Annotated in this window: 19 protein-coding genes and 5 tRNA genes; 23 read left to right on the forward strand and 1 reads right to left on the reverse strand. The window is 32.8% G+C overall.

What is annotated here, in order from left to right:
• Positions 1-299: 299 nt before the first annotated feature.
• The gene (locus ABXT64_RS09130; RefSeq protein ID WP_443632620.1) at positions 300-692 is read right to left on the reverse strand and encodes a hypothetical protein; all 393 of its coding nucleotides are present in this window, start codon (positions 690-692) and stop codon (positions 300-302) included.
• A 578-nt stretch (positions 693-1,270) separates the two neighbouring features.
• Here ABXT64_RS09130 and ABXT64_RS09135 point away from each other — a divergent pair.
• The 23 genes from ABXT64_RS09135 (at position 1,271) to rpoC (ending at position 23,209) form a co-directional block, all read left to right on the forward strand.
• Positions 1,271-2,539 (forward strand): DUF2851 family protein, encoded by a 1,269-nt coding sequence (locus ABXT64_RS09135; RefSeq protein WP_443632621.1) that lies wholly within the window; start codon positions 1,271-1,273, stop codon positions 2,537-2,539.
• A 50-nt stretch (positions 2,540-2,589) separates the two neighbouring features.
• Entirely contained in the window at positions 2,590-2,820 is a 231-nt protein-coding gene (locus ABXT64_RS09140) for a PspC domain-containing protein (RefSeq protein ID WP_443632622.1), read from the forward strand.
• Positions 2,821-3,001: 181 nt separating this feature from the next.
• Entirely contained in the window at positions 3,002-4,594 is a 1,593-nt protein-coding gene (locus tag ABXT64_RS09145) for an alanine/glycine:cation symporter family protein (RefSeq protein WP_443632623.1), read from the forward strand.
• Positions 4,595-4,644: 50 nt separating this feature from the next.
• On the forward strand, positions 4,645-5,520 hold the full coding sequence (locus ABXT64_RS09150) for a ComEA family DNA-binding protein (RefSeq protein WP_443632624.1): 876 nt from the start codon (positions 4,645-4,647) through the stop codon (positions 5,518-5,520).
• A gap of 65 nt (positions 5,521-5,585) precedes the next feature.
• Complete coding sequence (locus ABXT64_RS09155; protein ID WP_443632625.1) at positions 5,586-6,752, forward strand: acyl-CoA dehydrogenase family protein; 1,167 nt, start codon at positions 5,586-5,588, stop codon at positions 6,750-6,752.
• 72 nt (positions 6,753-6,824) lie between these two features.
• Positions 6,825-8,234 (forward strand): carboxypeptidase-like regulatory domain-containing protein, encoded by a 1,410-nt coding sequence (locus ABXT64_RS09160; RefSeq protein ID WP_443632626.1) that lies wholly within the window; start codon positions 6,825-6,827, stop codon positions 8,232-8,234.
• A gap of 87 nt (positions 8,235-8,321) precedes the next feature.
• Positions 8,322-8,516, forward strand: coding sequence for a 30S ribosomal protein S21 (gene rpsU / locus ABXT64_RS09165; RefSeq protein ID WP_443632627.1), 195 nt, complete (start codon positions 8,322-8,324; stop codon positions 8,514-8,516).
• A gap of 69 nt (positions 8,517-8,585) precedes the next feature.
• On the forward strand, positions 8,586-9,479 hold the full coding sequence (locus ABXT64_RS09170; RefSeq protein ID WP_443632628.1) for a tyrosine-type recombinase/integrase: 894 nt from the start codon (positions 8,586-8,588) through the stop codon (positions 9,477-9,479).
• A 32-nt stretch (positions 9,480-9,511) separates the two neighbouring features.
• On the forward strand, positions 9,512-9,814 hold the full coding sequence (gene hpf, locus ABXT64_RS09175; protein ID WP_443632629.1) for a ribosome hibernation-promoting factor, HPF/YfiA family: 303 nt from the start codon (positions 9,512-9,514) through the stop codon (positions 9,812-9,814).
• A gap of 101 nt (positions 9,815-9,915) precedes the next feature.
• Positions 9,916-9,989 (forward strand) — tRNA-Thr (locus ABXT64_RS09180).
• A gap of 33 nt (positions 9,990-10,022) precedes the next feature.
• A tRNA-Tyr gene (locus ABXT64_RS09185) sits at positions 10,023-10,104 on the forward strand.
• A 114-nt stretch (positions 10,105-10,218) separates the two neighbouring features.
• Positions 10,219-10,291, forward strand: a tRNA-Gly gene (locus ABXT64_RS09190).
• Between the two features lie 67 nt (positions 10,292-10,358).
• Positions 10,359-10,430: transfer RNA gene (locus tag ABXT64_RS09195), tRNA-Thr, on the forward strand.
• Positions 10,431-10,499: 69 nt separating this feature from the next.
• The gene (gene tuf / locus ABXT64_RS09200) at positions 10,500-11,687 is read left to right on the forward strand and encodes an elongation factor Tu (protein ID WP_443632630.1); all 1,188 of its coding nucleotides are present in this window, start codon (positions 10,500-10,502) and stop codon (positions 11,685-11,687) included.
• Between the two features lie 115 nt (positions 11,688-11,802).
• Positions 11,803-11,875, forward strand: a tRNA-Trp gene (locus ABXT64_RS09205).
• Positions 11,876-11,933: 58 nt separating this feature from the next.
• Positions 11,934-12,122: a preprotein translocase subunit SecE gene (secE, locus tag ABXT64_RS09210; RefSeq protein ID WP_443632631.1), complete on the forward strand. Its 189-nt coding sequence runs from the start codon at positions 11,934-11,936 to the stop codon at positions 12,120-12,122.
• A gap of 11 nt (positions 12,123-12,133) precedes the next feature.
• On the forward strand, positions 12,134-12,688 hold the full coding sequence (gene nusG / locus ABXT64_RS09215) for a transcription termination/antitermination protein NusG (protein WP_443634956.1): 555 nt from the start codon (positions 12,134-12,136) through the stop codon (positions 12,686-12,688).
• A 69-nt stretch (positions 12,689-12,757) separates the two neighbouring features.
• Entirely contained in the window at positions 12,758-13,195 is a 438-nt protein-coding gene (gene rplK / locus ABXT64_RS09220) for a 50S ribosomal protein L11 (RefSeq protein WP_443632632.1), read from the forward strand.
• Positions 13,196-13,215: 20 nt separating this feature from the next.
• A complete protein-coding gene (rplA, locus tag ABXT64_RS09225; RefSeq protein WP_443632633.1) occupies positions 13,216-13,908 on the forward strand; it encodes a 50S ribosomal protein L1 in 693 nt (230 codons plus the stop codon).
• Positions 13,909-13,922: 14 nt separating this feature from the next.
• On the forward strand, positions 13,923-14,441 hold the full coding sequence (rplJ, locus tag ABXT64_RS09230; RefSeq protein WP_443632634.1) for a 50S ribosomal protein L10: 519 nt from the start codon (positions 13,923-13,925) through the stop codon (positions 14,439-14,441).
• 48 nt (positions 14,442-14,489) lie between these two features.
• Positions 14,490-14,861, forward strand: a complete 372-nt coding sequence (rplL, locus tag ABXT64_RS09235; protein WP_443632635.1) for a 50S ribosomal protein L7/L12 — start codon at positions 14,490-14,492, stop codon at positions 14,859-14,861.
• 133 nt (positions 14,862-14,994) lie between these two features.
• A complete protein-coding gene (rpoB, locus tag ABXT64_RS09240; protein ID WP_443632636.1) occupies positions 14,995-18,807 on the forward strand; it encodes a DNA-directed RNA polymerase subunit beta in 3,813 nt (1,270 codons plus the stop codon).
• A 103-nt stretch (positions 18,808-18,910) separates the two neighbouring features.
• Positions 18,911-23,209 (forward strand): DNA-directed RNA polymerase subunit beta', encoded by a 4,299-nt coding sequence (rpoC, locus tag ABXT64_RS09245; RefSeq protein ID WP_443632637.1) that lies wholly within the window; start codon positions 18,911-18,913, stop codon positions 23,207-23,209.
• Positions 23,210-23,267: the final 58 nt, after the last annotated feature.

Genomic DNA, 23,267 nt, shown 5'->3' on the forward strand with positions numbered 1-23,267 from the left:
ACCTTTAAAGAGGTCGAAAGTACACAATAATTAGAGTTATTTTTAAGTATTACAAGACGTTTTGTTAAAGCGTGTCTAACGTGTTGTCTATGGTTATTTGCGTTGGTTAGCAACTGAATTAGTAAAAGAAAACGAACCAGAGGAAATTCTGAAGGAATTTCTATTAGGAGATGACTGAGCAAATGATTATACACGTTGTTCGTAGTAGTCTTTATTTCTCAAATAAAAAAAATCAATCCTGGAAGCCCTTTTTGATATGTTGCTTCTTGAAAATAACAAGTCAATAACGTTTATCAATATTAATCTTTGTTGTAAGCTATGTCTTTTAATCCCTTTTCTTTACGCTTAATATTTAAAGGAATTGTTATTACTACTTGAAAAGCTAATGCACCTGCCATATTTGCTCCCATATCACCCCAAGATGCTTCGCTTTTTGGCGAAATACCATCAATAGCTTCTTTTAAACCACTTGTAACTATAGCTGTGGAAAGTGAAATTAGTCGCTTCTGTAATTCGCTGAGGTTTTTATGCTTATTATGAATTGATAAATATGCATATGTAATACTGCTAATACCAAAAACCCCTACAGTATGCTTAATTTTATCCTCTTTCCAAAAGTTTTCACTACTCATGTTTTGCCCTGTCGTACTTAAAAATGTCATTAACGAAATAAAAAATAATATTTTTTTCATAATTTAATAGCTTTAAATTTTTACTATTAAGTATTAGAATACCGCTTTATGAAAAACAATGATGATTACTTGATTTTATAGTCTGGTTTAATGATACTTATGTTGGGCCAAACTAATTTATATAAATATGATTTTATGAAGTAAATAGCTAGAACTCCTTTCTTCTATAGTTCAATTACCATTTCATAACGATAAAAGTTAATTATCCTTTTACTTATGTATAAAGCAAATTACTACCTATAATCTTAGAGGTATTTATTATTTAAAAATTGAACTCTATGAAATGACCAACTAAAAACCGATTCACAATAGTTTAAAACTAGTATTCTAATAATTGTGGATGGCGATAAAGGAAATTATATTGTTTTGTGCTACCTATGAAGAGATAATCGAAATTTTAAAAAAAAACTAGCGTAGCCTATTTTATTTAAACATGAGAGTATTTAAAGTTTCACTAAAAAGCTAAAAGACTTCACTAAATCGTGTGTTTTAAAATTTAATTATCTGTAAAAGGTAACATTACATCTTTTCTGTTAACTTTGTAACACTTCCTTTTTACTCCCACATGCTTAAAAAAAATGAAAGAAGATTTTCTTCATTATGTGTGGACGTATCAAAAATTTTCCACCCTAGATTTATTTACTTCCAATAAAGAGATTGTACAAATTATTAAAACGGGTGCTCATAATTTTAATGCAGGTCCAGATTTTTTACATGCGCAAGTTATAATTAATGAGCTTGTTTGGATTGGACACGTTGAGGTCCATATTAATTCTTCAGATTGGTATGCACATCATCATGAGCAAGATCCTCAATACGACAATGTAGTTCTGCACGTGGTTTGGAATCATGATACGGATGTTTTTAGAAAAGATAATACCCTGATTCCAACACTTGAATTAAAAGAAATTGTTGATATTAATCTAATTAACAACTACCAAAATCTTCTGCTAGCTAAAAATGGAATTAATTGTAAAAATGAAATCGCTACCATCGATACATTTATAATTTCAAATTGGTTGGATTCTTTGTACTTAGAACGGTTAGAACAAAAATCAAAATTTATTCTGAATGAATTAATAAACAGTAATAATAATTGGGAAGCATTATTGTTTACGCTCTTAAGTAAGAACTTTGGATTAAAAGTAAATGGCGAATCTTTTTTTAGTATCGCCAAATCAATTCCATTTTCGACCTTAAAAAAGTGCAGTAAAAATGCACTCGAATTAGAAGCATTATTGTTGGGTCAAGCCGGTTTATTAGAAAAAGACGTCAATGAATTGTATTATTTCGAACTACAAAGAAATTATTCATTTCTGAAATCTAAATTTAAGCTCTCAAATAGCACGGTAGTCAAATCAATATTTTTTAGACTCCGCCCTCCTAATTTCCCAACGATTAGATTGTCTCAGTTAGCAGTATTATATACGTTAAAGCAAAATTTATTCTCTGAAATAATACATGCAAAAACATTAGAAGAGTTCTATGCAATATTTTTAGTGACGGCAAATCCATATTGGGACATGCATTATAACTTTAAAGTGACTTCTAAAAAGAGAAAAAAGGGCATAACAAAAAAGTTTGTAGATCTATTGCTTATAAATACAATCATACCATTAAAGTACTGCTATACTAAATATTTAGGTAAAGATATATCAGAGGAGATTATTGAGTTGGTAACCTCTATTTCAAAAGAAGGAAATATAACAATCAAAGAATTTGAAGGCTATAAGGTAGAGGTGAAAAATAGTTTGGAATCTCAAGCAATTATTCAATTAAAGAATGAGTATTGCATTAAAAATCGTTGTTTACATTGTGCTATAGGGTTTCAATTATTAAAGAGATAATTGTCTCTTATTCATTAAAAAAAGTCCTTTAATAATAGTAATTTGCATTTATGTTACATTTCATATATACCATTCGATATTTTTTCGAAAAAAGAGGCTTTTATGTGAGTTCTCGTTTCGCAGATCGATTGGGAATACGTGTAAAAAATATTCGTTTGTTTTTTATTTATTTATCCTTTGCTACATTGGGAGCAGGATTTGCCATTTATATAACGATGGCATTTTTGTTAAAAATGAAAGATTTAGTCTATACCAAAAGAACCTCTGTTTTCGATTTATGAAAAAATTTTTTCAATCTAAAATATACTTAGCAATTGCTTTATTAATTGCTGTTTTTTTATTGGGAATATATAATGTATAATAAGGGCTTAAATTTTTAACGCTCAAAAATTTGAAATCGACAATATTTTTAGCATCTTGCTGACCCAATAAATTAACTTATCACAAATTAACTAATCAATTATGAAGAAAATTCTTCTCGCTATTATTACAATTTTATCTCCTTTATTAACCTTCGCACAAGAAACTTCAGAAATGGGTTTAGATCAAAAAATTGATCAATTGTTTGGAGATGCAACGGGATGGTTTGTTAATTTTATTTTTTATCAAATACCTTTTAGTGATACAGTACAAGTATATTGGGTATTATTTCCTTTAATAATAGGAGCTACATATTTTACACTTTATTTTAAACTCATCAATTTTAGCGGCTTTTTTACCGCCATAAATATTGTAAGAGGAAAATATGACGACATAGATCACCATGAGTCAATGGAGGGAGCAGGAGATTCTACTCCTGGAGGTGATGCGATAGAAACAATTGCTGTTGAAGGACATGAAGGTGAAGTTACTCACTTTCAGGCATTAACCGCAGCTTTATCTGCAACCGTAGGTTTAGGTAATATTGCAGGAGTTGCAATTGCGGTTTCTATTGGTGGAGCAGGAGCAACTTTTTGGATGATTGTTGCTGGTTTATTAGGAATGGCATCAAAATTTGTAGAGTGTACTTTAGGTGTAAAATATAGAGATATTGCAGAGGACGGAACGGTATATGGAGGCCCAATGTATTATTTAACTAAAGGTTTAAAAGAAAAAGGTTTAGGTAAATTAGGGAAAGTACTAGCTTTCTTATTCGCCATTTTTGTAATCGGTGGATCTTTTGGTGGAGGAAATATGTTCCAGGTAAACCAAGCGTTTCAATTAGTTGAAAATATTACTGGTGGAGAAGCTTCATTTTTGCATGGTAAAGGATGGTTATTTGGTCTTATAATGGCTGTTCTTGTTGGTATTGTAATTATTGGAGGAATTAAAAAAATTGCGAAAGTAACTGATAAAATAGTGCCTTTTATGGTTGTAATTTATGTTGCAGCTTCTTTATTTGTGTTAATTGCTAAGTATGATATGATAGGTGATGCATTTGTTCAAATATTTAATGGAGCATTTAGTCCTGAAGGTGTAGTTGGTGGTGCCGTTGGAGTTTTAGTTCAAGGATTTAGGCGTGCTGCTTTTTCAAACGAAGCTGGTATTGGGTCGGCTTCTATAGCGCATTCTGCAGTAAAAACAAAATATCCAGCATCAGAAGGTTTGGTTGCTTTATTAGAACCGTTTATTGATACTGTTGTTGTTTGTACGATGACAGCACTAGTGTTAATTATAACAGGAAATGTTGTTTCAGAAAACGCTTCTTTAAATGATGCTCAAGCAATTTTATTAACTTCAGGTGCATTTGAATCTGTGATTTCTTGGTTCCCATATGTATTAACTGTTGCGGTTGTGTTATTTGCTTTTAGTACTATGATTTCATGGTCTTATTACGGTTTTCAAGGGTGGGCTTATTTATTCGGAAGAACTAAAAAAATGGAATATGCTTATAAACTATTATTTTGTGTATTTGTAGTGATAGGTGCTGCAGCAAGTTTAGGTTCTGTAATTGGTTTCTCTGATGCAATGATATTTGCTATGATGGTACCTAATATGGTAGGACTTGTATTATTAGCGCCAAAAGTAAAAGGAGAATTAACAAAATATCTGGCAGCAATTAAAGGAAAAAAATAATTGATATTAAATTTATAAAATAATAACTCCCCAACATTAATTAAGGAGTTATGAATAATTTTAAATCCCACTTTCTATTTGATAGTCATCAAAGAAGTGGGATCTTTTTTTTAGTATTACTTATTATCGGCCTGTCTAGTGTTTCCTTCTTTGTTGATTTTTCTGAACCCTCTGAATTCGATATTTCTTCTGAAGAAATAAAAGCGTTAACCCAGGAATTAGACTCTTTGCATGAAGAAAAGTTGAAGAAGAAAAAACCGAAGGTATTTCCCTTTAACCCTAATTTCATTACAGATTACAAAGGCTATATGCTTGGAATGTCTTCCGAAGAAATTGATCGGTTATTAAAGTATAGGGACAAAAACCAATGGATAAATTCAGTTTCAGATTTTAAAAAGGTCACTAAAGTTTCAGATTCAGTATTAAATAAAATAAGCCCTTTATTTAAATTTCCAGCATGGGTTACTAATCCTAAGTCTAAAAAATCCTTTAAAAATAATGGGCTTAAAAAGAAAAGCTTTCATCAAAAAATAGATTTAAATCTGGCTACATTAACTCAGCTACAAGAAATTTACGGTATTGGTAAAGCCTTAGCGAATCGTATTGTTTCCTATCGTAATAAAATAAATGGATATACAGTAGATGCGCAGCTATACCAAGTGTATGGGTTAAGTAATGAAGTCGTTTCAAGAGTTTTAAATGAATTTACTGTAAAAACACCTAATGAAATCATTAAAATAAATGTGAATAATGCATCAGCATCAGATATAGCTACTATACCAGGAATATCATTCGATATAGCTAAAAACATATGGGAATTTAGAATACTAAATGAACAAATACGTTCTATAGAGGAATTAAATAAAATAGAGGGCATTACAAAAAGAAAGTTAGAACTAATTAAATTATATTTGTTGGTTGAATAAATAAACTCCTTTTAAATTTTTAAAGAAGTACTAATTGGAGGAAATTAAATAAGAACCAGAAGCATATGAATGCATTATTCTTTACGGAAGAACATCAACTTTTTAGAAAAAGTTTACAAGATTTTTTAAAAAAAGAAGTAGTCCCTCACATTGAAGGTTGGGAAAAATCAGGTACTGTAGATCGATTCATTTGGAAAAAAATGGGAGACATGGGGTATTTTGGTTTAGCAACTCCAGAAGAATATGGCGGTTTAGGGCTAGATTTGTTTTACACTGTTATCTTCTTAGAAGAAATGCAAAAAATAAACTCTTGTGGCTTTGCTGCAAATATGTGGGCACATGCATATTTGGCTATGACGCACCTTACTAAAGAGGGGAATCATGAGCAGAAAGAAAAGTACTTGACACCAAGTGCTCATGGAGATAAAATTGGCTGTTTGTGTATTACGGAACCTTTTGGAGGTTCAGATGTTTCAGGAATGAGAACCACTGCAGTAAAAGTTGGAGATACTTATGTTCTTAATGGTTCAAAAACTTTTATAACCAATGGAGTGTATAGTGACTACTTAGTAGTTGCAGCAAAAACAGCTCCTGAGCTAGGGAACAAAGGAATCAGTATTTTTGTTATTGATAGAGATACTCCTGGTATTTCAGCAACCAAACTTGATAAATTAGGTTGGAGAGCAAGTGATACGGCCGAAATTGCTTTTGATAATGTTACCATTCCTACTTCTCAATTAATGGGAGAAGAAAATCAAGGATTTCCATATATCATGCAGCATTTTTCGTTAGAAAGATTAATAATGGGTGTAAATGCACATGCAAGAAGCGAATATGCTTTAGAGTATACGCTAAATTACATGAATGAAAGAACAGCATTTGGGCAATCAATCTCTAAATTTCAAGCGTTACGTCACTCATTCGTACAATTAGCTAGTGAAGTTGAAATGTGTAAAACATTTAATTATACGACAGCAAAACGCTTAAATGATGGAGAATATGTGGTAAAAGAAGCAACGATGTCTAAACTTATTTCTACGAAAGTTGCAGATGAAGTAATGTATGAATGCCTTCAATTTTTAGGTGGATATGGATATATGGAAGAATATCCTTTAGCAAGGTTATTAAGAGATAGTAGGTTAGGACCTATTGGAGGAGGAACTTCTGAAATCTTAAGAGAGATTCTCGCTAAAATAATAATTGATAAAAAAGAATATAAACCAGCAACATAAGCTAATAAAGGCAAATCTCTATTTGGCTTTAAACTTGCATAGTGCTATTTAATTAATTTAAATTTAATACAGATGAAATATAAGTATCTGAAATATATTTTTAGTTTTTTAATAGGTGTTTTTAGCTTTAATGCGGTAGCTCAAACAGAATTAAAAAGTAAAGTTTCCGACTTTTTAACTTATATGCCTATTGAAAGTGCCAGTATTTATATTGAAAATTCTACAGTAGGTACCATAAGTAATAAGGATGGGAAATTCCTATTAGTGGTGCCAAGGGAGTTTGAAAATGATACTATAGTTGTTTCTTCAATTGGATATAAAACATTCAAAACCTCAATACAAGACTTTGATGCTTCCATGGATATATTTCTCGAAGAAGATATAGCAGCTTTAGATGAAGTGTTAATTATTGCTTCAACAAGACCTAAAACAGGGAATGATATTGTGCTGCGAGCCATTGAAAAATTAGAGAATAACTTACCAGAACAGCCTTATTTGCAAAAAGGTTTTTTAAGACATAAAGAACGTAATACTAAAGAGTTTAAGTGGCTTATTGAAAGTGCGCTTACATTGTATGATTCGAGTTATGCCTCTGGTGCAACAGATAATTTAAAAATTAATGTTGATGAAACTAGAAAGAGTTACGACCTTAGAGATGTAGATAGTTTGTTTTCATATTACTCATTTTTAAAGAATACGAAGAGAAACTTTAAAATGAAATCCAAGAAAATGGATAGAGATACCATAAAAACAGCATCTTTAGTTGAAGCTATTAAGTGGAATGATCGAAGATTTAATGGTTTAGAGAACATCTTTAAAGGACGTCTTAATTTAGTGAGAAATTCAAATTTAGAGGGAGCATTGTTTGGTAATAACATGCTAAATAAACATCAGTTTGAATTAGATACAGTGTTGGTTGATAATGGAAAAAAGTTATATAAAATAAAGATTACAAAAAGTAAAGATTTTGTAGGTTTAAACACAGGAAGCATATTTAATGAAGGATATGAAGCTAATGGATGGATTTATATTTATTGGGATAACTTTGCGATTAAAAAATTAGAGTATGAATTAGTGGCTGCTTCAGATGCTCAAAAAAGCAGAAGTAAAATCTTATTTAACTCTAAGGTGAATCATAAAGTGATTATTACCTATATAGAGTATCAAAATAAAATGTATCCAAATTATTTTTATTATGAAACTCCAAAGCTTGTAAAAGTAGGTGATAGATCTTCAGACAAGCCTAAAGGGAATAAAGAAGAACAATATTACTCTACGGTACAGGAAATATTATTTACTGAAATTATTCATGATCCAGAAGCGATAAGTAAAGCCTTAAATAAAGAATGGTCTGAAGATATTTTTACACCAAGACCTTATAATAAGGAATTTTGGAAAAATTATAATGTTTTGTTAGAGAGTGAAGAAGACGAACAGCTTATATATGACTTAAGTAGACGTGCATCTTTATATAAGCAGTAATTTCTTTTAAAATAATATAAAAAACATTCTTATATCATTTAAAAACTAATTATATTTGCCATCCAAAAGAGAGGAGGTTAAGAGACTATGTTAATAATACCAGTTAAAGAAGGAGAAAATATAGACAGAGCGTTAAAACGTTTTAAGCGTAAGTTTGACCGTACAGGTGCAAAAACCCAGTTACGTGAAAGAAAACAATTTACAAAGCCGTCTGTTAAAAGAAGAGCACAAATTCAAAAAGCTCAGTACATTCAAGGATTAAGAGATCAAGAAGAAATTTAGATTCTTATCTTTTTAAACATATAAAGTCCGTTGTAATTAGTATTTTTACTATTCAACGGACTTTTTTTTATGCCCTTTTCAAAATTTATATCCTATCTCGAATTTGAAAAAATATATGCCATCCATACGGTTAAGGCATATAAAAATGATTTAGAGAGTTTCTTGTCATTTGCTTCTGAAGAGTTTGATTATTCAGAGATTAAAACAGTAAATTATTCAATCATACGTAGTTGGATTATTTCATTAGTAGAAGATGGAATTTCAAACAGAAGTATTAATCGTAAAGTTTCTTCCTTAAAAACATATTATAAATTTCTTCTGAAAACAAAACAGATTGACGTAAGCCCTTTGACAAAGCATAAAGCTTTAAAAACAGCTAAAAAACTTCAAGTACCTTTTTCAGAAAAAGAAATAGATAGTGTATTAAGTTTATTAGCCCAAGAAAAAGGCTTTGATGGGATTCGTAATAAGCTAATCGTAGAGTTGTTTTATTCAACAGGCATAAGAAGAACAGAGTTGGTTAACTTGAAAACGAAGGATGTTTCTACTTCGCAAAGAACAATTAAAGTATTAGGTAAAAGAAATAAAGAACGAATTATTCCTTTGATTCCTTCAGTAATTAAAACAATAGAAGAATATTTTGGCTATCGTAAAGACTTAGAGAGTATTAAAGATGAAGCTTATTTTTTCTTGTCAAGAAAAGGGGTTAAAATATACGAAACACTTGTGTATCGAGTTATAAATAACTACTTTAGTAAAGCATCAGAAAAGGTAAAAAAGAGTCCTCATATATTAAGGCATTCTTTTGCAACACATCTTTTAAACGAAGGTGCAGATTTAAAGGCCGTAAAAGAGTTACTTGGACATTCCAGTTTAGCTTCTACTCAAGTGTATGCTACTAATAGTATCGCAAAATTAAAAGAAGTGTATAAACATACGCATCCAAGAAATTCAAAAAAATAAATTATTAGTAACCCAAATTAAATAGACAACAGATGAAAGTAAACGTTCAAAACCCAAATTTTATAGTAGATGAAAAGCTTGTCGGATTTATAAATAAAAGACTTTCTAAGTTAGAAGTCTTCTATGATCGCATCATTTATGCTGATGTTTTCCTGAAAATTCAGAAAACAAGCAACAAAGAAAATAAAATAATAGAAATTTTACTAAGTATTCCTGGAGATGACCTAATTGCAAAAAAAGAGGCAAAAACGTTTGAAGAGGGTGTAGATGAGTGCATTAATGCCTTAGAAAAACAATTAAAAAGGAGAAAACAAAAAGAAAGAACATTTTCTTGATAATATTTTACAAAAAAAGTGTTGTAAAAAAAATAATTTAATTACATTTGCAGTCCGTTAGAAATAGCGGGCTTTTTTTAGGCGAAAAATTAAGCCGAAAAGCCGATGTAGCTCAGCTGGCTAGAGCAGCTGATTTGTAATCAGCAGGTCGTGGGTTCGAGTCCCTCCATCGGCTCTTAAGTTCTTTAAAATAGATGTTTTTAGAGTAGGGGAGATACTCAAGCGGCCAACGAGGGCAGACTGTAAATCTGCTGACTACGTCTTCGCAGGTTCGAATCCTGCTCTCCCCACAAAAATTATTTTTGTTGGGAAACCCCTAAAATGATTATTAAAGAAGATTTAATAAATCAGCTTTAAACATCTAACATATTGAATTGTTTTCTGAAGTTTAGTAAGAAAAAAAAGCGGGAGTAGCTCAGTTGGTAGAGCGTCAGCCTTCCAAGCTGAATGTCGCCAGTTCGAACCTGGTCTCCCGCTCTAAAAAAACCTGTGAAGGCAGGTTCTTTACTTTATAGGTATTTAAAGTAAAGATTAAACACTTTACGCCGGTGTAGCTCAGGGGTAGAGCGTTTCCTTGGTAAGGAAGAGGTCACGAGTTCAATTCTCGTCATTGGCTCTACTAAGTAAAAACGGAGTAAAAAGAGTAACAATTACTAATATATAATTAAGATTAAATAAATACAAAATGGCAAAATTAACATACGATCGTTCGAAGCCGCATTTAAATGTTGGTACTATTGGACATGTTGATCACGGTAAAACAACTTTAACTGCTGCAATTACAAAAGTATTGGCAGATGCAGGTCATTCACAAGCAATGTCTTTTGATCAAATTGATAATGCTCCTGAAGAAAAAGAAAGAGGAATTACAATTAACTCTTCACACGTTGAATATGCAACGGCTAATCGTCACTATGCCCACGTTGACTGTCCAGGTCACGCGGATTACGTAAAGAACATGGTAACTGGTGCTGCTCAAATGGATGGAGCAATATTAGTTGTAGCTGCTACAGATGGTCCAATGCCGCAAACTCGTGAGCATATCCTTTTAGGACGTCAGGTAGGTATTCCTCGTATCGTTGTATTTATGAATAAAGTAGATATGGTTGATGATGAAGAACTTATCGAACTTGTAGAAATGGAAGTAAGAGAATTACTTAGTTTTTACGAATATGATGGAGACAATGGTCCTGTTATCGCTGGATCTGCGCTTGGTGCATTAAACGGTGAGCAAAAATGGGTAGATACTGTTCTTGAGCTTATGGAAGCTGTTGATACTTGGATCGAAGAACCACTTCGTGAAGTAGATAAGCCATTCCTTATGCCTATTGAAGATGTATTCTCTATTACGGGTCGTGGTACTGTTGCTACAGGTCGTATAGAAACTGGTATCGCTAACACAGGAGATCCTGTTGAGATTATCGGTATGGGTGCTGAAAAACTTACTTCAACAATTACTGGTATTGAAATGTTTCGTCAAATCCTTGATAGAGGAGAAGCTGGAGATAATGCAGGAATCCTATTAAGAGGTATTGAGAAATCTCAAATCTCTAGAGGTATGGTAATCGTTAAGCCAGGTTCTGTAACACCACATGCTAAATTTAAAGCTGAGGTTTATATCCTTAAGAAAGAAGAAGGTGGACGTCATACTCCATTCCATAATAACTACCGTCCACAGTTTTATGTACGTACAACTGATGTGACAGGAACAATTATGCTTCCTGAAGGTGTTGAAATGGTTATGCCAGGTGATAACCTTACTATTCATGTTGAATTGTTACAAACAATTGCAATGAATGTAGGTTTACGTTTTGCAATCCGTGAGGGTGGTAGAACAGTAGGAGCTGGTCAGGTAACTGAGATTTTAGATTAATAAAATATAATTGAAAAGTTTAAAGGTGTCCCGAATATTTCGGGATGCCTTGACTTTTATAACGGGGATAGCTTATTCTTAATAGGATTAAGTGATAAAAGAACTACCGTTAAATACGGGTTTAGCTCAGTTGGTAGAGCACTGGTCTCCAAAACCAGGTGTCGTGAGTTCGAGTCTCTCAACCCGTGCAAAGATAAATTACATTGATTTGTAATTAATTAAATTGAATTAATAAACAGAGTTGAAATGATAAACTATATCAAAGAATCTTATAACGAGCTTAGAAATCATGTTACATGGACTGCTTGGTCTGAAGCGCAACGTCTTACAGTTATTGTTGCTGTTTTTTCAGTAATTTTAGCGTTAGCTGTTTTTGGTATTGATACAGTTTTTAGTAAAGTGATTACCCTTTATTTTGATTGGATAAAATCTTAAGAAAGAAAATGATGACTGAAACTAAGAGTTCAAAAAAGTGGTATGTAATCCGTTCTGTAAGTGGAAAGGAAAACAAAATTAAAGAATATATAGAATCTGAGATTTCTAGATTAAATCTTCAAGATTATATAGAGCAAATTCTTGTGCCAACTGAAAAAGTAATTCAAATTAGAAACGGAAAAAAGGTAAACAAAGAGCGTGTTTTTATTCCGGGATATATTATGGTACAGGCAAGTTTAGTTGGTGAGATTCCTCATATAATTAAATCTGTGAATGGGGTGATTGGTTTTTTAGGTGAAACTAAAGGCGGTGATCCAGTTCCATTGCGTCAATCAGAAGTGAATAGGCTTCTAGGAAAAGTAGATGAACTATCTGTACAAGATGAAAATGTAAATATACCTTATACTATAGGTGAAACTATTAAAGTGATCGACGGTCCTTTTAATGGATTTAATGGTACGGTAGAAAAAATAAATGAAGAAAAACGCAAACTTGAGGTAATGGTGAAAATTTTCGGAAGAAAAACACCACTAGAATTAAGTTATATGCAAGTTGAAAAAGTTTAATTGTTACACGCTATATTAAGATTATTCTAAGGCTTCCACTGAAGAAAATCGAAATTTTAAATTTAGAAAATGGCAAAAGAAATAGATAAAGTAGTAAAATTACAAGTACGTGGTGGAGCTGCTAATCCATCACCACCAGTTGGACCTGCATTAGGTGCTGCCGGTGTAAATATTATGGAGTTCTGTAAGCAGTTTAATGCTAGAACTCAAGATAAGCAAGGAAAAGTATTACCAGTTGCGATTACAGTTTATAAAGACAAATCTTTTGATTTCGTTATTAAAACTCCTCCAGCTGCGGTACAAATTCTTGAAGCTGCAAAAATAAAAAAAGGTTCAGGTGAACCACATATTAGAAAAGTAGCAACAATATCTTGGGATCAAGTAAAAATGATTGCAGAAGATAAAATGCCCGATCTAAATGCATTTACAGTAGAATCTGCTATGAAAATGGTAGCTGGAACTGCAAGGTCAATGGGAGTGAAAGTAAAAGGTAACGCACCTTTTTAATCTGAAAAAGAATCTATAAAATGGCAAAAATAACTAAAAAGCAAAAAGAAGCAAAAGGAAAAGTTGAGTTAAAAGCTTATTCTCTTTCTGAAGCTTCAGCTTTAATAAAAGAAATAACTAGCGTAAAATTTGACGCTTCTGTAGATCTTGCTGTCCGTCTTAACGTAGACCCTAAGAAAGCCAATCAAATGGTTCGTGGTGTTGTTACGTTACCACACGGTACAGGTAAAGATGTAAAAGTATTAGCATTGGTAACTCCAGATAAGGAAGCTGAAGCTAGAGAAGCAGGAGCTGATTATGTTGGTTTAGACGAGTACCTAGCTAAAATTAAGGCAGGTTGGACAGATGTTGACGTAATTGTAACTATGCCAAGTGTTATGGGTAAATTAGGACCATTAGGACGTGTTTTAGGACCTCGTGGATTAATGCCTAACCCAAAAACTGGTACAGTAACAATGGATGTTGCTAAAGCGGTTTCAGAAGTAAAAGCTGGTAAAATTGACTTTAAAGTTGAAAAGACTGGTATTGTACATGCTGCAATTGGAAAAGCATCTTTTGATGCTGAAAAAATTACAGAAAACGCACAAGAATTATTAACAACCCTTGTAAAATTAAAACCTCAGGCTTCAAAAGGTATTTATATTAAAAGCATTTTTATGTCGAGTACTATGAGCCCGAGTGTTGAAATTGACGCAAAGAGATTTGCTGAGTAGTAAAATTAGAACTTATGACAAGAGAAGAAAAATCACAAGTAATAGAAAGTTTAACTGCGCAGTTATCAGATAATGCTACTATTTATTTAGCAGACATTTCAGGTCTAAACGCAGGGGATACCAATAATCTACGTCGTGCTTGTTTTAAAGCAGGAGTAGAGCTTTCAGTAGTTAAAAATACATTGCTTAAAAAGGCAATGGAAAGTGCTGATAAAGATTTTGGTGAATTAGAAGATGTTCTTAAAGGAAATACTTCCTTAATGATTTCTGAAATAAGTAATGCACCAGCTAAAGTAATTAAAGCTTTCAGAAAAAAATCTGATAAGCCTTTACTTAAAGGAGCATTTATTGAAGAAGCGGTTTATGTTGGTGATGATCAATTAGATTCATTAGTAAACATTAAATCTAAAGAAGAACTTATTGGAGACATTATTGGATTACTTCAATCACCAGCTAAGAACGTTATATCGGCACTTAAATCAAGTGGTGATACAATAGCAGGTATTGTAAAAACATTATCTGAAAGAGAATAATATACAATTAAAAATTATACAATTACAAATTACTTAAAACGATAGAAAATGGCAGATTTAAAAGATTTCGCAGAAAAATTAGTTAACTTAACTGTAAAAGAAGTTAACGAGTTAGCTGGTATATTAAAAGATGAGTACGGTATCGAGCCTGCTGCTGCAGCTGTAGCAGTTGCTGCTGGTGGTGGTGGTGAAGAGGTCGCTGAAGAAAAATCAGAATTTGATGTAATTCTTACAGCAGCTGGTCAATCTAAATTAGCAGTAGTAAAACTTGTTAAAGAATTAACAGGATTAGGTCTTAAAGACGCTAAAGGTTTAGTTGATAATGCACCATCTCCAATCAAAGAAGGAGTAGCAAAAGACGAAGCTGAAGCATTAAAAGCACAGTTAGAAGAAGCTGGAGCTGAGGTTGAACTTAAATAAGTTCACACCTTACCAAACCTTAAGGTTTAGGTCTTTTTCAATAGTGAAATAGACCTAAACCATTTTGCGTATATAATGGGTATACCATATAATATGCGTTCATTGTTTTATTTTAATTAAAATTCGTCCATAGATGTCAGCAACGCAAACTGAAAGATTGAATTTTTCCTCTATCAAGAACAAAACTGAATATCCAGATTTTTTAGATATTCAAATTAAATCTTTTCAAGATTTTTTCCAATTGGAAACAAAATCAGATGAAAGAGGAAATGAAGGACTTTATAAGACCTTTTTGGAAAATTTTCCAATAACTGATACCCGTAACCAATTTGTACTTGAGTTTTTAGACTACTTTGTAGATCCTTCAAGATATTCTATACAGGAATGTATAGAAAGAGGATTAACATATAGTGTTCCTTTAAAAGCACGTCTAAAACTTTATTGTACAGATCCAGAACATGAAGATTTTGAAACTATCGTTCAGGATGTATATTTAGGAACAATTCCTTATATGACTCCAAGTGGTACCTTTGTTATAAATGGTGCTGAGCGTGTTGTTGTTTCACAATTACACCGTTCACCTGGTGTATTCTTTGGACAATCTTTCCATGCCAATGGAACTAAATTATATTCTGCCAGAGTAATACCGTTTAAAGGTTCTTGGATAGAATTCGCTACCGATATAAACCAAGTAATGTATGCTTATATCGATAGAAAGAAAAAATTACCTGTAACAACACTTTTCCGTGCGATCGGTTTTGAAAGAGATAAAGATATCCTTGAAATTTTCGATTTAGCTGAAGAAATTAAAGCAACTAAAACAGGATTAAAAAGATACTTAGGACGTAAGTTAGCGGCCCGTGTACTTAAAACATGGTACGAAGATTTCGTAGATGAAGATACTGGTGAAGTTGTATCTATTGAACGTAATGAGATTGTTTTAGATCGTGATACAGTTCTTGATAAAGATCATATCGATGAGATTATAGAATCTGGTTCGAAAACAATATTACTTCATAAAGAAGATAATCATTTAGCGGATTATGCAATTATTCATAACACGCTTCAAAAAGATCCAACCAATTCAGAAAAAGAAGCGGTTGAACATATTTATAGACAATTACGTAATGCCGAGCCGCCAGATGAAGAAACTGCGCGTGGTATTATTAATAAGTTATTCTTTAGTGACCAACGATACAAATTAGGTGAAGTAGGTCGTTTTAGAATGAATAAAAAATTAGGTCTTGATATTCCAATTGATAAGCAAGTGCTTACCAAAGAAGATATCATTACTATTATAAAGTATTTAATTGAGTTAATTAACTCTAAAGCAGAGATTGATGATATTGATCACTTATCTAATCGTCGTGTACGTACGGTAGGAGAACAATTGTCTTCTCAATTTGGTGTTGGTTTAGCGCGTATGGCAAGAACCATTCGTGAACGTATGAATGTACGTGACAATGAAGTGTTTACTCCTATAGATTTAATTAATGCGAAGACCTTATCTTCTGTAATTAATTCATTCTTTGGTACCAATCAGCTTTCTCAATTTATGGATCAAACCAATCCATTAGCTGAGATTACTCATAAGCGTCGTCTTTCTGCATTAGGACCTGGAGGTCTTTCAAGAGAAAGAGCAGGTTTTGAGGTGCGTGATGTTCACTTCACTCACTACGGAAGATTATGTCCAATTGAAACTCCTGAGGGTCCAAATATTGGTCTTATTTCTTCACTTTCAGTTTTTGCTAAAGTGAATAATTTAGGTTTCTTAGAAACTCCTTATCGTAAAGTTGAAAATGGAGTGATCGATTTAAAATCTGAACCAATTTACCTTTCTGCTGAAGAAGAAGAAGAAAAGTTAATTGCTCAGGCTCACATCGACATGAAGGATGATGGAACGATCAAAACTGAAAAAGTTATTGCTAGAATGGAGGGAGATTTTCCTGTAGTAGATTCTAAAGATATCCATTTTACAGATGTTGCTCCTAACCAGATATCTTCGATATCGGCTTCATTAATTCCTTTCTTAGAGCATGATGATGCGAATCGTGCCTTGATGGGATCTAATATGATGCGTCAAGCAGTACCATTATTATTAGCAGATTCACCTATTGTTGGAACTGGATTAGAACGCCAAGTAGCTTCAGATTCTCGTGTATTAATTAATGCAGAAGGAAATGGAGTTGTAGAATATGTCGATGCAAATAAAATCACTATTAAATATGATCGTTCAGAAAATGAACGCATGGTTAGTTTTGAAGAAGATTCAAAAACATATCAACTTGTTAAGTTCAGAAAAACAAACCAAAGTACTTCTATAAACTTAAAGCCGATTGTTAAAAAAGGTGATAGAGTAAAGAAAGGACAAGTATTATGTCAAGGGTATGCAACTCAAAGTGGAGAATTAGCACTTGGTAGAAATATGAAAGTAGCCTTTATGCCTTGGAAAGGGTATAATTTTGAGGATGCAATTGTAATTTCTGAAGAAGTAGTACGTCAAGATATATTTACTTCTATTCATGTAGATGAATATTCTTTACAAGTACGTGATACTAAACTAGGAAATGAAGAATTAACAAATGATATTCCTAACGTTTCTGAAGAGGCTACAAAAGACTTAGATGAAAATGGAATGATTCGTATTGGTGCAGAAGTTAAGCCAGGTGATATACTTATTGGAAAAATTACTCCAAAAGGAGAAAGTGATCCAACACCTGAAGAAAAACTACTTCGTGCTATATTTGGTGATAAAGCAGGTGATGTAAAAGATGCTTCTTTAAAAGCTTCTCCTTCGTTACGTGGTGTTGTAATTAATAAAAAATTATTTGCAAGATCTGTAAAAGATAAACGTAAGAGAGCTCAAGATAAAGAAGATATCGCAGCATTAGAGAACGAATATGATATCAAGTTTGATGATTTAAAGAATGTTTTAATTGAAAAACTGTTTATTATTATTGGTGGAAAAACAGCTCAAGGTGTAACAAATGACCTTGGTGAAATTGTATTCCCTAAAGGCAAAAAGTTTACGTTAAAAATGTTAAATGCTGTTGATGATTTTGTACACTTAACAGGTGGAAAGTGGACTACAGATGACGAAACAAACGTTCTTGTTGCAGACTTAATGCACAATTATAAAATTAAAGAAAATGACCTTCAAGGAAATCTTCGTCGTGAGAAATTTACAATTTCTGTAGGAGATGAATTACCTTCAGGTATCCTTCAGCTTGCAAAAGTTTACGTAGCTAAAAAACGTAAATTAAAAGTAGGTGATAAAATGGCAGGACGTCACGGTAACAAAGGTATTGTTGCTCGTATTGTTCGTCAAGAAGATATGCCTTTCTTAGAAGATGGAACACCAGTGGATATTGTATTAAATCCATTAGGAGTACCTTCTCGTATGAATATTGGTCAGATCTATGAAACAGTTCTTGGTTGGGCAGGTCAAAAATTAGGACGCAAATTTGCAACGCCAATTTTTGATGGTGCAACACTTGATCAAATAAATGAATTAACCGATGAAGCAGGTATTCCAAGATTTGGACATACGTATCTTTTCGATGGTGGAACAGGCCAACGTTTTGATCAACCTGCAACAGTAGGGGTAATTTATATGTTGAAGCTAGGGCATATGGTAGACGATAAAATGCACGCGCGTTCTATTGGACCATATTCATTAATCACACAGCAACCATTAGGTGGTAAAGCACAATTTGGTGGTCAACGTTGTGGTGAGATGGAAGTATGGGCTCTTGAAGCCTATGGTGCATCTAGTACACTGAGAGAAATTTTAACAGTAAAATCTGATGATGTTATTGGTAGAGCTAAAACCTATGAAGCAATTGTGAAGGGTGAAACGATGCCAGAACCAGGACTTCCTGAATCTTTTAACGTATTAATGCACGAATTAAAAGGATTAGGACTAGATATTAGATTAGAAGAATAATAAGACCCCGTCTTCGGGCGGGAAACTTTTAAGTCTGAATAAGACTTCTTGGAGTGTAATAACTTCAGAAAAAAAAGAACAACGCATATTAGTACATATCATTATGGCAAGAAATAAAGAAAATGTAGTAAAGAAATTTAATAAAATTTCGATTGGTTTTGCGTCTCCAGAGGCAATTTTGGGTGAATCTCGTGGTGAAGTTTTAAAACCAGAAACAATAAACTATCGTACACATAAACCTGAGCGTGATGGTCTTTTCTGTGAGCGAATTTTTGGTCCTATTAAGGATTATGAATGTGCTTGTGGTAAATATAAAAGAATTCGTTATAAAGGTATTGTTTGTGACCGTTGTGGTGTTGAAGTAACAGAAAAGAAAGTACGTAGAGATAGAGTAGGGCATATTAGTTTAGTAGTGCCTGTAGTTCATATTTGGTATTTCCGTAGTTTACCTAATAAAATTGGATACCTTCTTGGATTACCCTCTAAGAAATTAAATATGATTATTTACTACGAGCGTTATGTAGTAATTCAGCCAGGTATAGCAAACAATGAAGAAGGAGAACCTGTTAAAAAAATGGATTTCCTTACAGAAGAAGAATACTTAACTGTTTTAGAAACTCTTCCACAAGAAAATCAATATCTTGATGATGAGGATCCAAATAAATTCATCGCCAAAATGGGTGCTGAATGTTTAATCGATTTATTGCGTAGAATTGACTTGGATGAATTATCATTCCAATTACGTCATAGTGCTAACAATGAAACTTCAAAACAACGTAAAACTGAAGCATTAAAAAGATTACAAGTGGTGGAAGCCCTTCGTGAATCTAATAAAAATAGAGAGAACAAACCTGAATGGATGATTATGAAGGTGGTGCCGATTATACCACCAGAATTACGTCCCTTAGTACCTCTTGATGGAGGTCGTTTTGCAACTTCCGATTTAAATGATTTATATAGACGTGTAATTATTCGTAACAACCGTCTTAAAAGATTAGTGGAAATAAAAGCTCCTGAAGTAATTTTACGTAATGAAAAGCGTATGCTTCAAGAGTCTGTTGATTCATTATTTGATAATACACGTAAATCATCTGCTGTAAAAACTGACTCGAACCGTCCTTTAAAATCTCTTTCAGATTCATTAAAAGGAAAACAAGGTCGTTTCCGTCAAAACTTATTAGGAAAACGTGTGGATTATTCAGCACGTTCAGTAATTGTTGTTGGACCAGAACTTAAATTATTTGAGTGTGGTTTACCAAAAGATATGGCAGCAGAACTTTACAAGCCTTTTGTAATTAGAAAACTAATTGAAAGAGGAATTGTAAAAACAGTAAAATCTGCTAAAAAGATTATAGATAAAAAGGAACCTGTAGTTTGGGACATTTTAGAAAATGTATTAAAAGGACATCCGGTATTATTAAACCGTGCTCCTACCTTACACCGTTTAGGAATTCAGGCATTCCAACCAAAATTAATTGAGGGGAAAGCAATCCAGTTACATCCATTAGCTTGTACGGCATTTAACGCCGATTTTGATGGAGATCAAATGGCAGTTCATTTACCATTAGGTCCTGAAGCTATTCTTGAATCTCAATTATTAATGTTAGCTTCTCATAATATTCTAAATCCAGCGAATGGTTCACCAGTTACGGTACCTTCTCAGGATATGGTATTGGGTCTATACTATATGACCAAGCTTAGAAAATCTACTCCAGAATTAACAGTTGCTGGAGAAGGTATTACATTCTATTCTGCTGAAGAAGTTATTATTGCTTACAATGAAAAGAAAGTAGACTTAAATGCTGAAATTAAAATCCGTACTAAAGATTTTAATGAAGAAGGTGAATTAGTCTTTCAAATAATTACTACTACTGTTGGTAGAGTAATTTTCAATGAAGAAGTACCAGAAGCAGCAGGTTATATAAATGAAGTATTAACCAAAAAATCATTACGTGATATTATTGGTGGTATTTTACGTGTAACTTCAGTTCCTGTTACTGCAGCTTTCTTAGATGAAATTAAAACATTAGGTTATAAGTATGCATTTGAAGGAGGTTTGTCGTTTAGTTTAGGTGATATTATTATCCCTGCTGAAAAGCAAGCTATGATTGAGGATGCAAACAAACAAGTAGATAATATAATAAGCAGTTATAATAATGGGCTTATTACCAATAATGAACGTTATAACCAAGTTATTGATATCTGGACAGCAACAAATGCTGAGTTAACTGAGTTGTCTATGAAGCGTATTCGTGAAGACCAACAAGGGTTTAACTCTGTGTTTATGATGCTTGATTCTGGAGCTCGTGGATCTAAAGAACAGATTCGCCAGTTGACAGGTATGCGTGGATTAATGGCAAAACCGAAAAAGTCTAGTGCTGGAGGTGGTGAAATTATTGAAAATCCAATTCTTTCTAACTTTAAGGAAGGACTATCAATTTTAGAATACTTTATTTCAACACACGGTGCACGTAAAGGTCTTGCCGATACAGCATTAAAAACTGCCGATGCAGGTTATTTAACCCGTCGTTTAGTAGATGTTTCACAAGATGTTATTGTAAATTCTGTAGACTGTGGTACTCTTAGAGGTATTGAAGTTAAAGCATTAAAGAAAAACGATGAAATCGTTGAATCTTTAGGAGCTAGAATTTTAGGACGTACGTCATTAAATGATGTAATTCATCCTTCAACTAAAGAAGTAATTGTTGCTTCTGGAGGACATATTTCAGATGATGTTACGGATAAGATTACTGCTTCTCCAATTGAAGCTGTTGAAGTTCGTTCCCCATTAACTTGTGAAGCCAAAAAAGGAATTTGTGCTACATGTTACGGTAGAAACCTCGCAACTAATAAAATGGTGCAAATGGGTGAAGCTGTTGGTGTAGTTGCAGCTCAGTCAATTGGTGAGCCTGGTACACAGTTAACACTTCGTACATTCCACGTAGGTGGAGTTGCAGGTAATATTTCGCAAGAAAATAAATTATCTATTAAATTTGATGGAGTTGCTGAAATAGAAGATTTAAAAACAGTTAAAGGAGAAGATAATGATGGAAAATCTATCAATATTGTAATTTCTCGTACTTCTGAAATTAAATTGAAAGATAGAAAAACAGGAATCACACTTAGTACTAATAACATTCCCTATGGATCTTCTGTCTTTATTAAAGATGGTCAAGAATTATCTAAAGGCGATGTAGTTTGTCAATGGGATCCATTTAATGGTGTAATTATTTCAGAATTTGCTGGAAAAATTAAATATGAAAACCTTGAGCAAGGAATTACGTATCAAGTAGAAATAGATGAACAAACTGGTTTCCAAGAAAAAGTAATTTCTGAATCTAGAGATAAAAAATTAATCCCTTCATTATTAATCTTAGGAAAAGGTGATGAAGTATTACGTTCTTACAATTTACCAGTAGGAGCACACATCATGGTAGATGAAAGCGAGAAAATTAAAGTTGGTAAAATTTTAGTTAAGATTCCTCGTAAGTCATCTAAATCTGGAGATATTACAGGAGGTTTACCACGTGTTACTGAGTTATTTGAAGCTCGTAACCCTTCTAATCCTGCTGTAGTTAGTGAAGTTGATGGTGTGGTTTCATTTGGAAAAATTAAGCGTGGTAATCGTGAGATTATTGTTGAAACTAAAACGGGTGATATTAAGAAGTATTTGGTTAAATTATCAAACCAAATATTAGTACAAGAGAACGATTTCGTTCGTGCTGGTATGTCACTTTCAGATGGTTCAATAACACCTTTAGATATTTTAAGAATTCAAGGACCTTCAGCAGTTCAACAATACTTAGTGAACGAAGTTCAAGAAGTATATAGACTGCAAGGTGTGAAAATTAATGATAAACACTTTGAAATAGTTGTGCGTCAAATGATGCGTAAAGTAAGAGTGGAAGATCCGGGAGATACATTGTTCTTAGAAAATCAATCAGTTCATAAATTTGATTTTATTGAAGAGAATGATAAAATTTTCGGATTGAAAATAATCATAAATGCTGGAGATTCTGAAAACCTTAAAGAAGGTCAGATGGTCACTACACGTGAATTACGTGATGAAAATTCTATTTTAAGAAGAAACGATCAAGCCTTAATTGAAGCTAGAGATGCGGTAAACGCAACTGCTACGCCAGTATTGCAAGGTATTACTCGTGCTTCATTACAGACTAAATCGTTTATATCGGCAGCTTCCTTCCAGGAAACTACGAAAGTATTAAATGAAGCAGCTGTAAATGGTAAGATAGATTATCTTGAAGGATTGAAAGAGAATGTAATTGTAGGACATAGAATCCCAGCCGGTACCGGTATGAGAAACTATGAAACAATCATTGTTGGTTCTAAAGAAGAACTTGAGGAAATGACTCGAGAAAAACAAGAAGTAAATTATAATTAAGTGAGAATAACTTTTGTAAGGCAAAGCTAAAACAAAAGTTATTAATCGAGCTTATCCT

Origin of the sequence: Candidatus Marifrigoribacter sp. Uisw_064 (assembly GCF_047730175.1) — a bacterium.
GTDB lineage: Bacteria > Bacteroidota > Bacteroidia > Flavobacteriales > Flavobacteriaceae > Marifrigoribacter.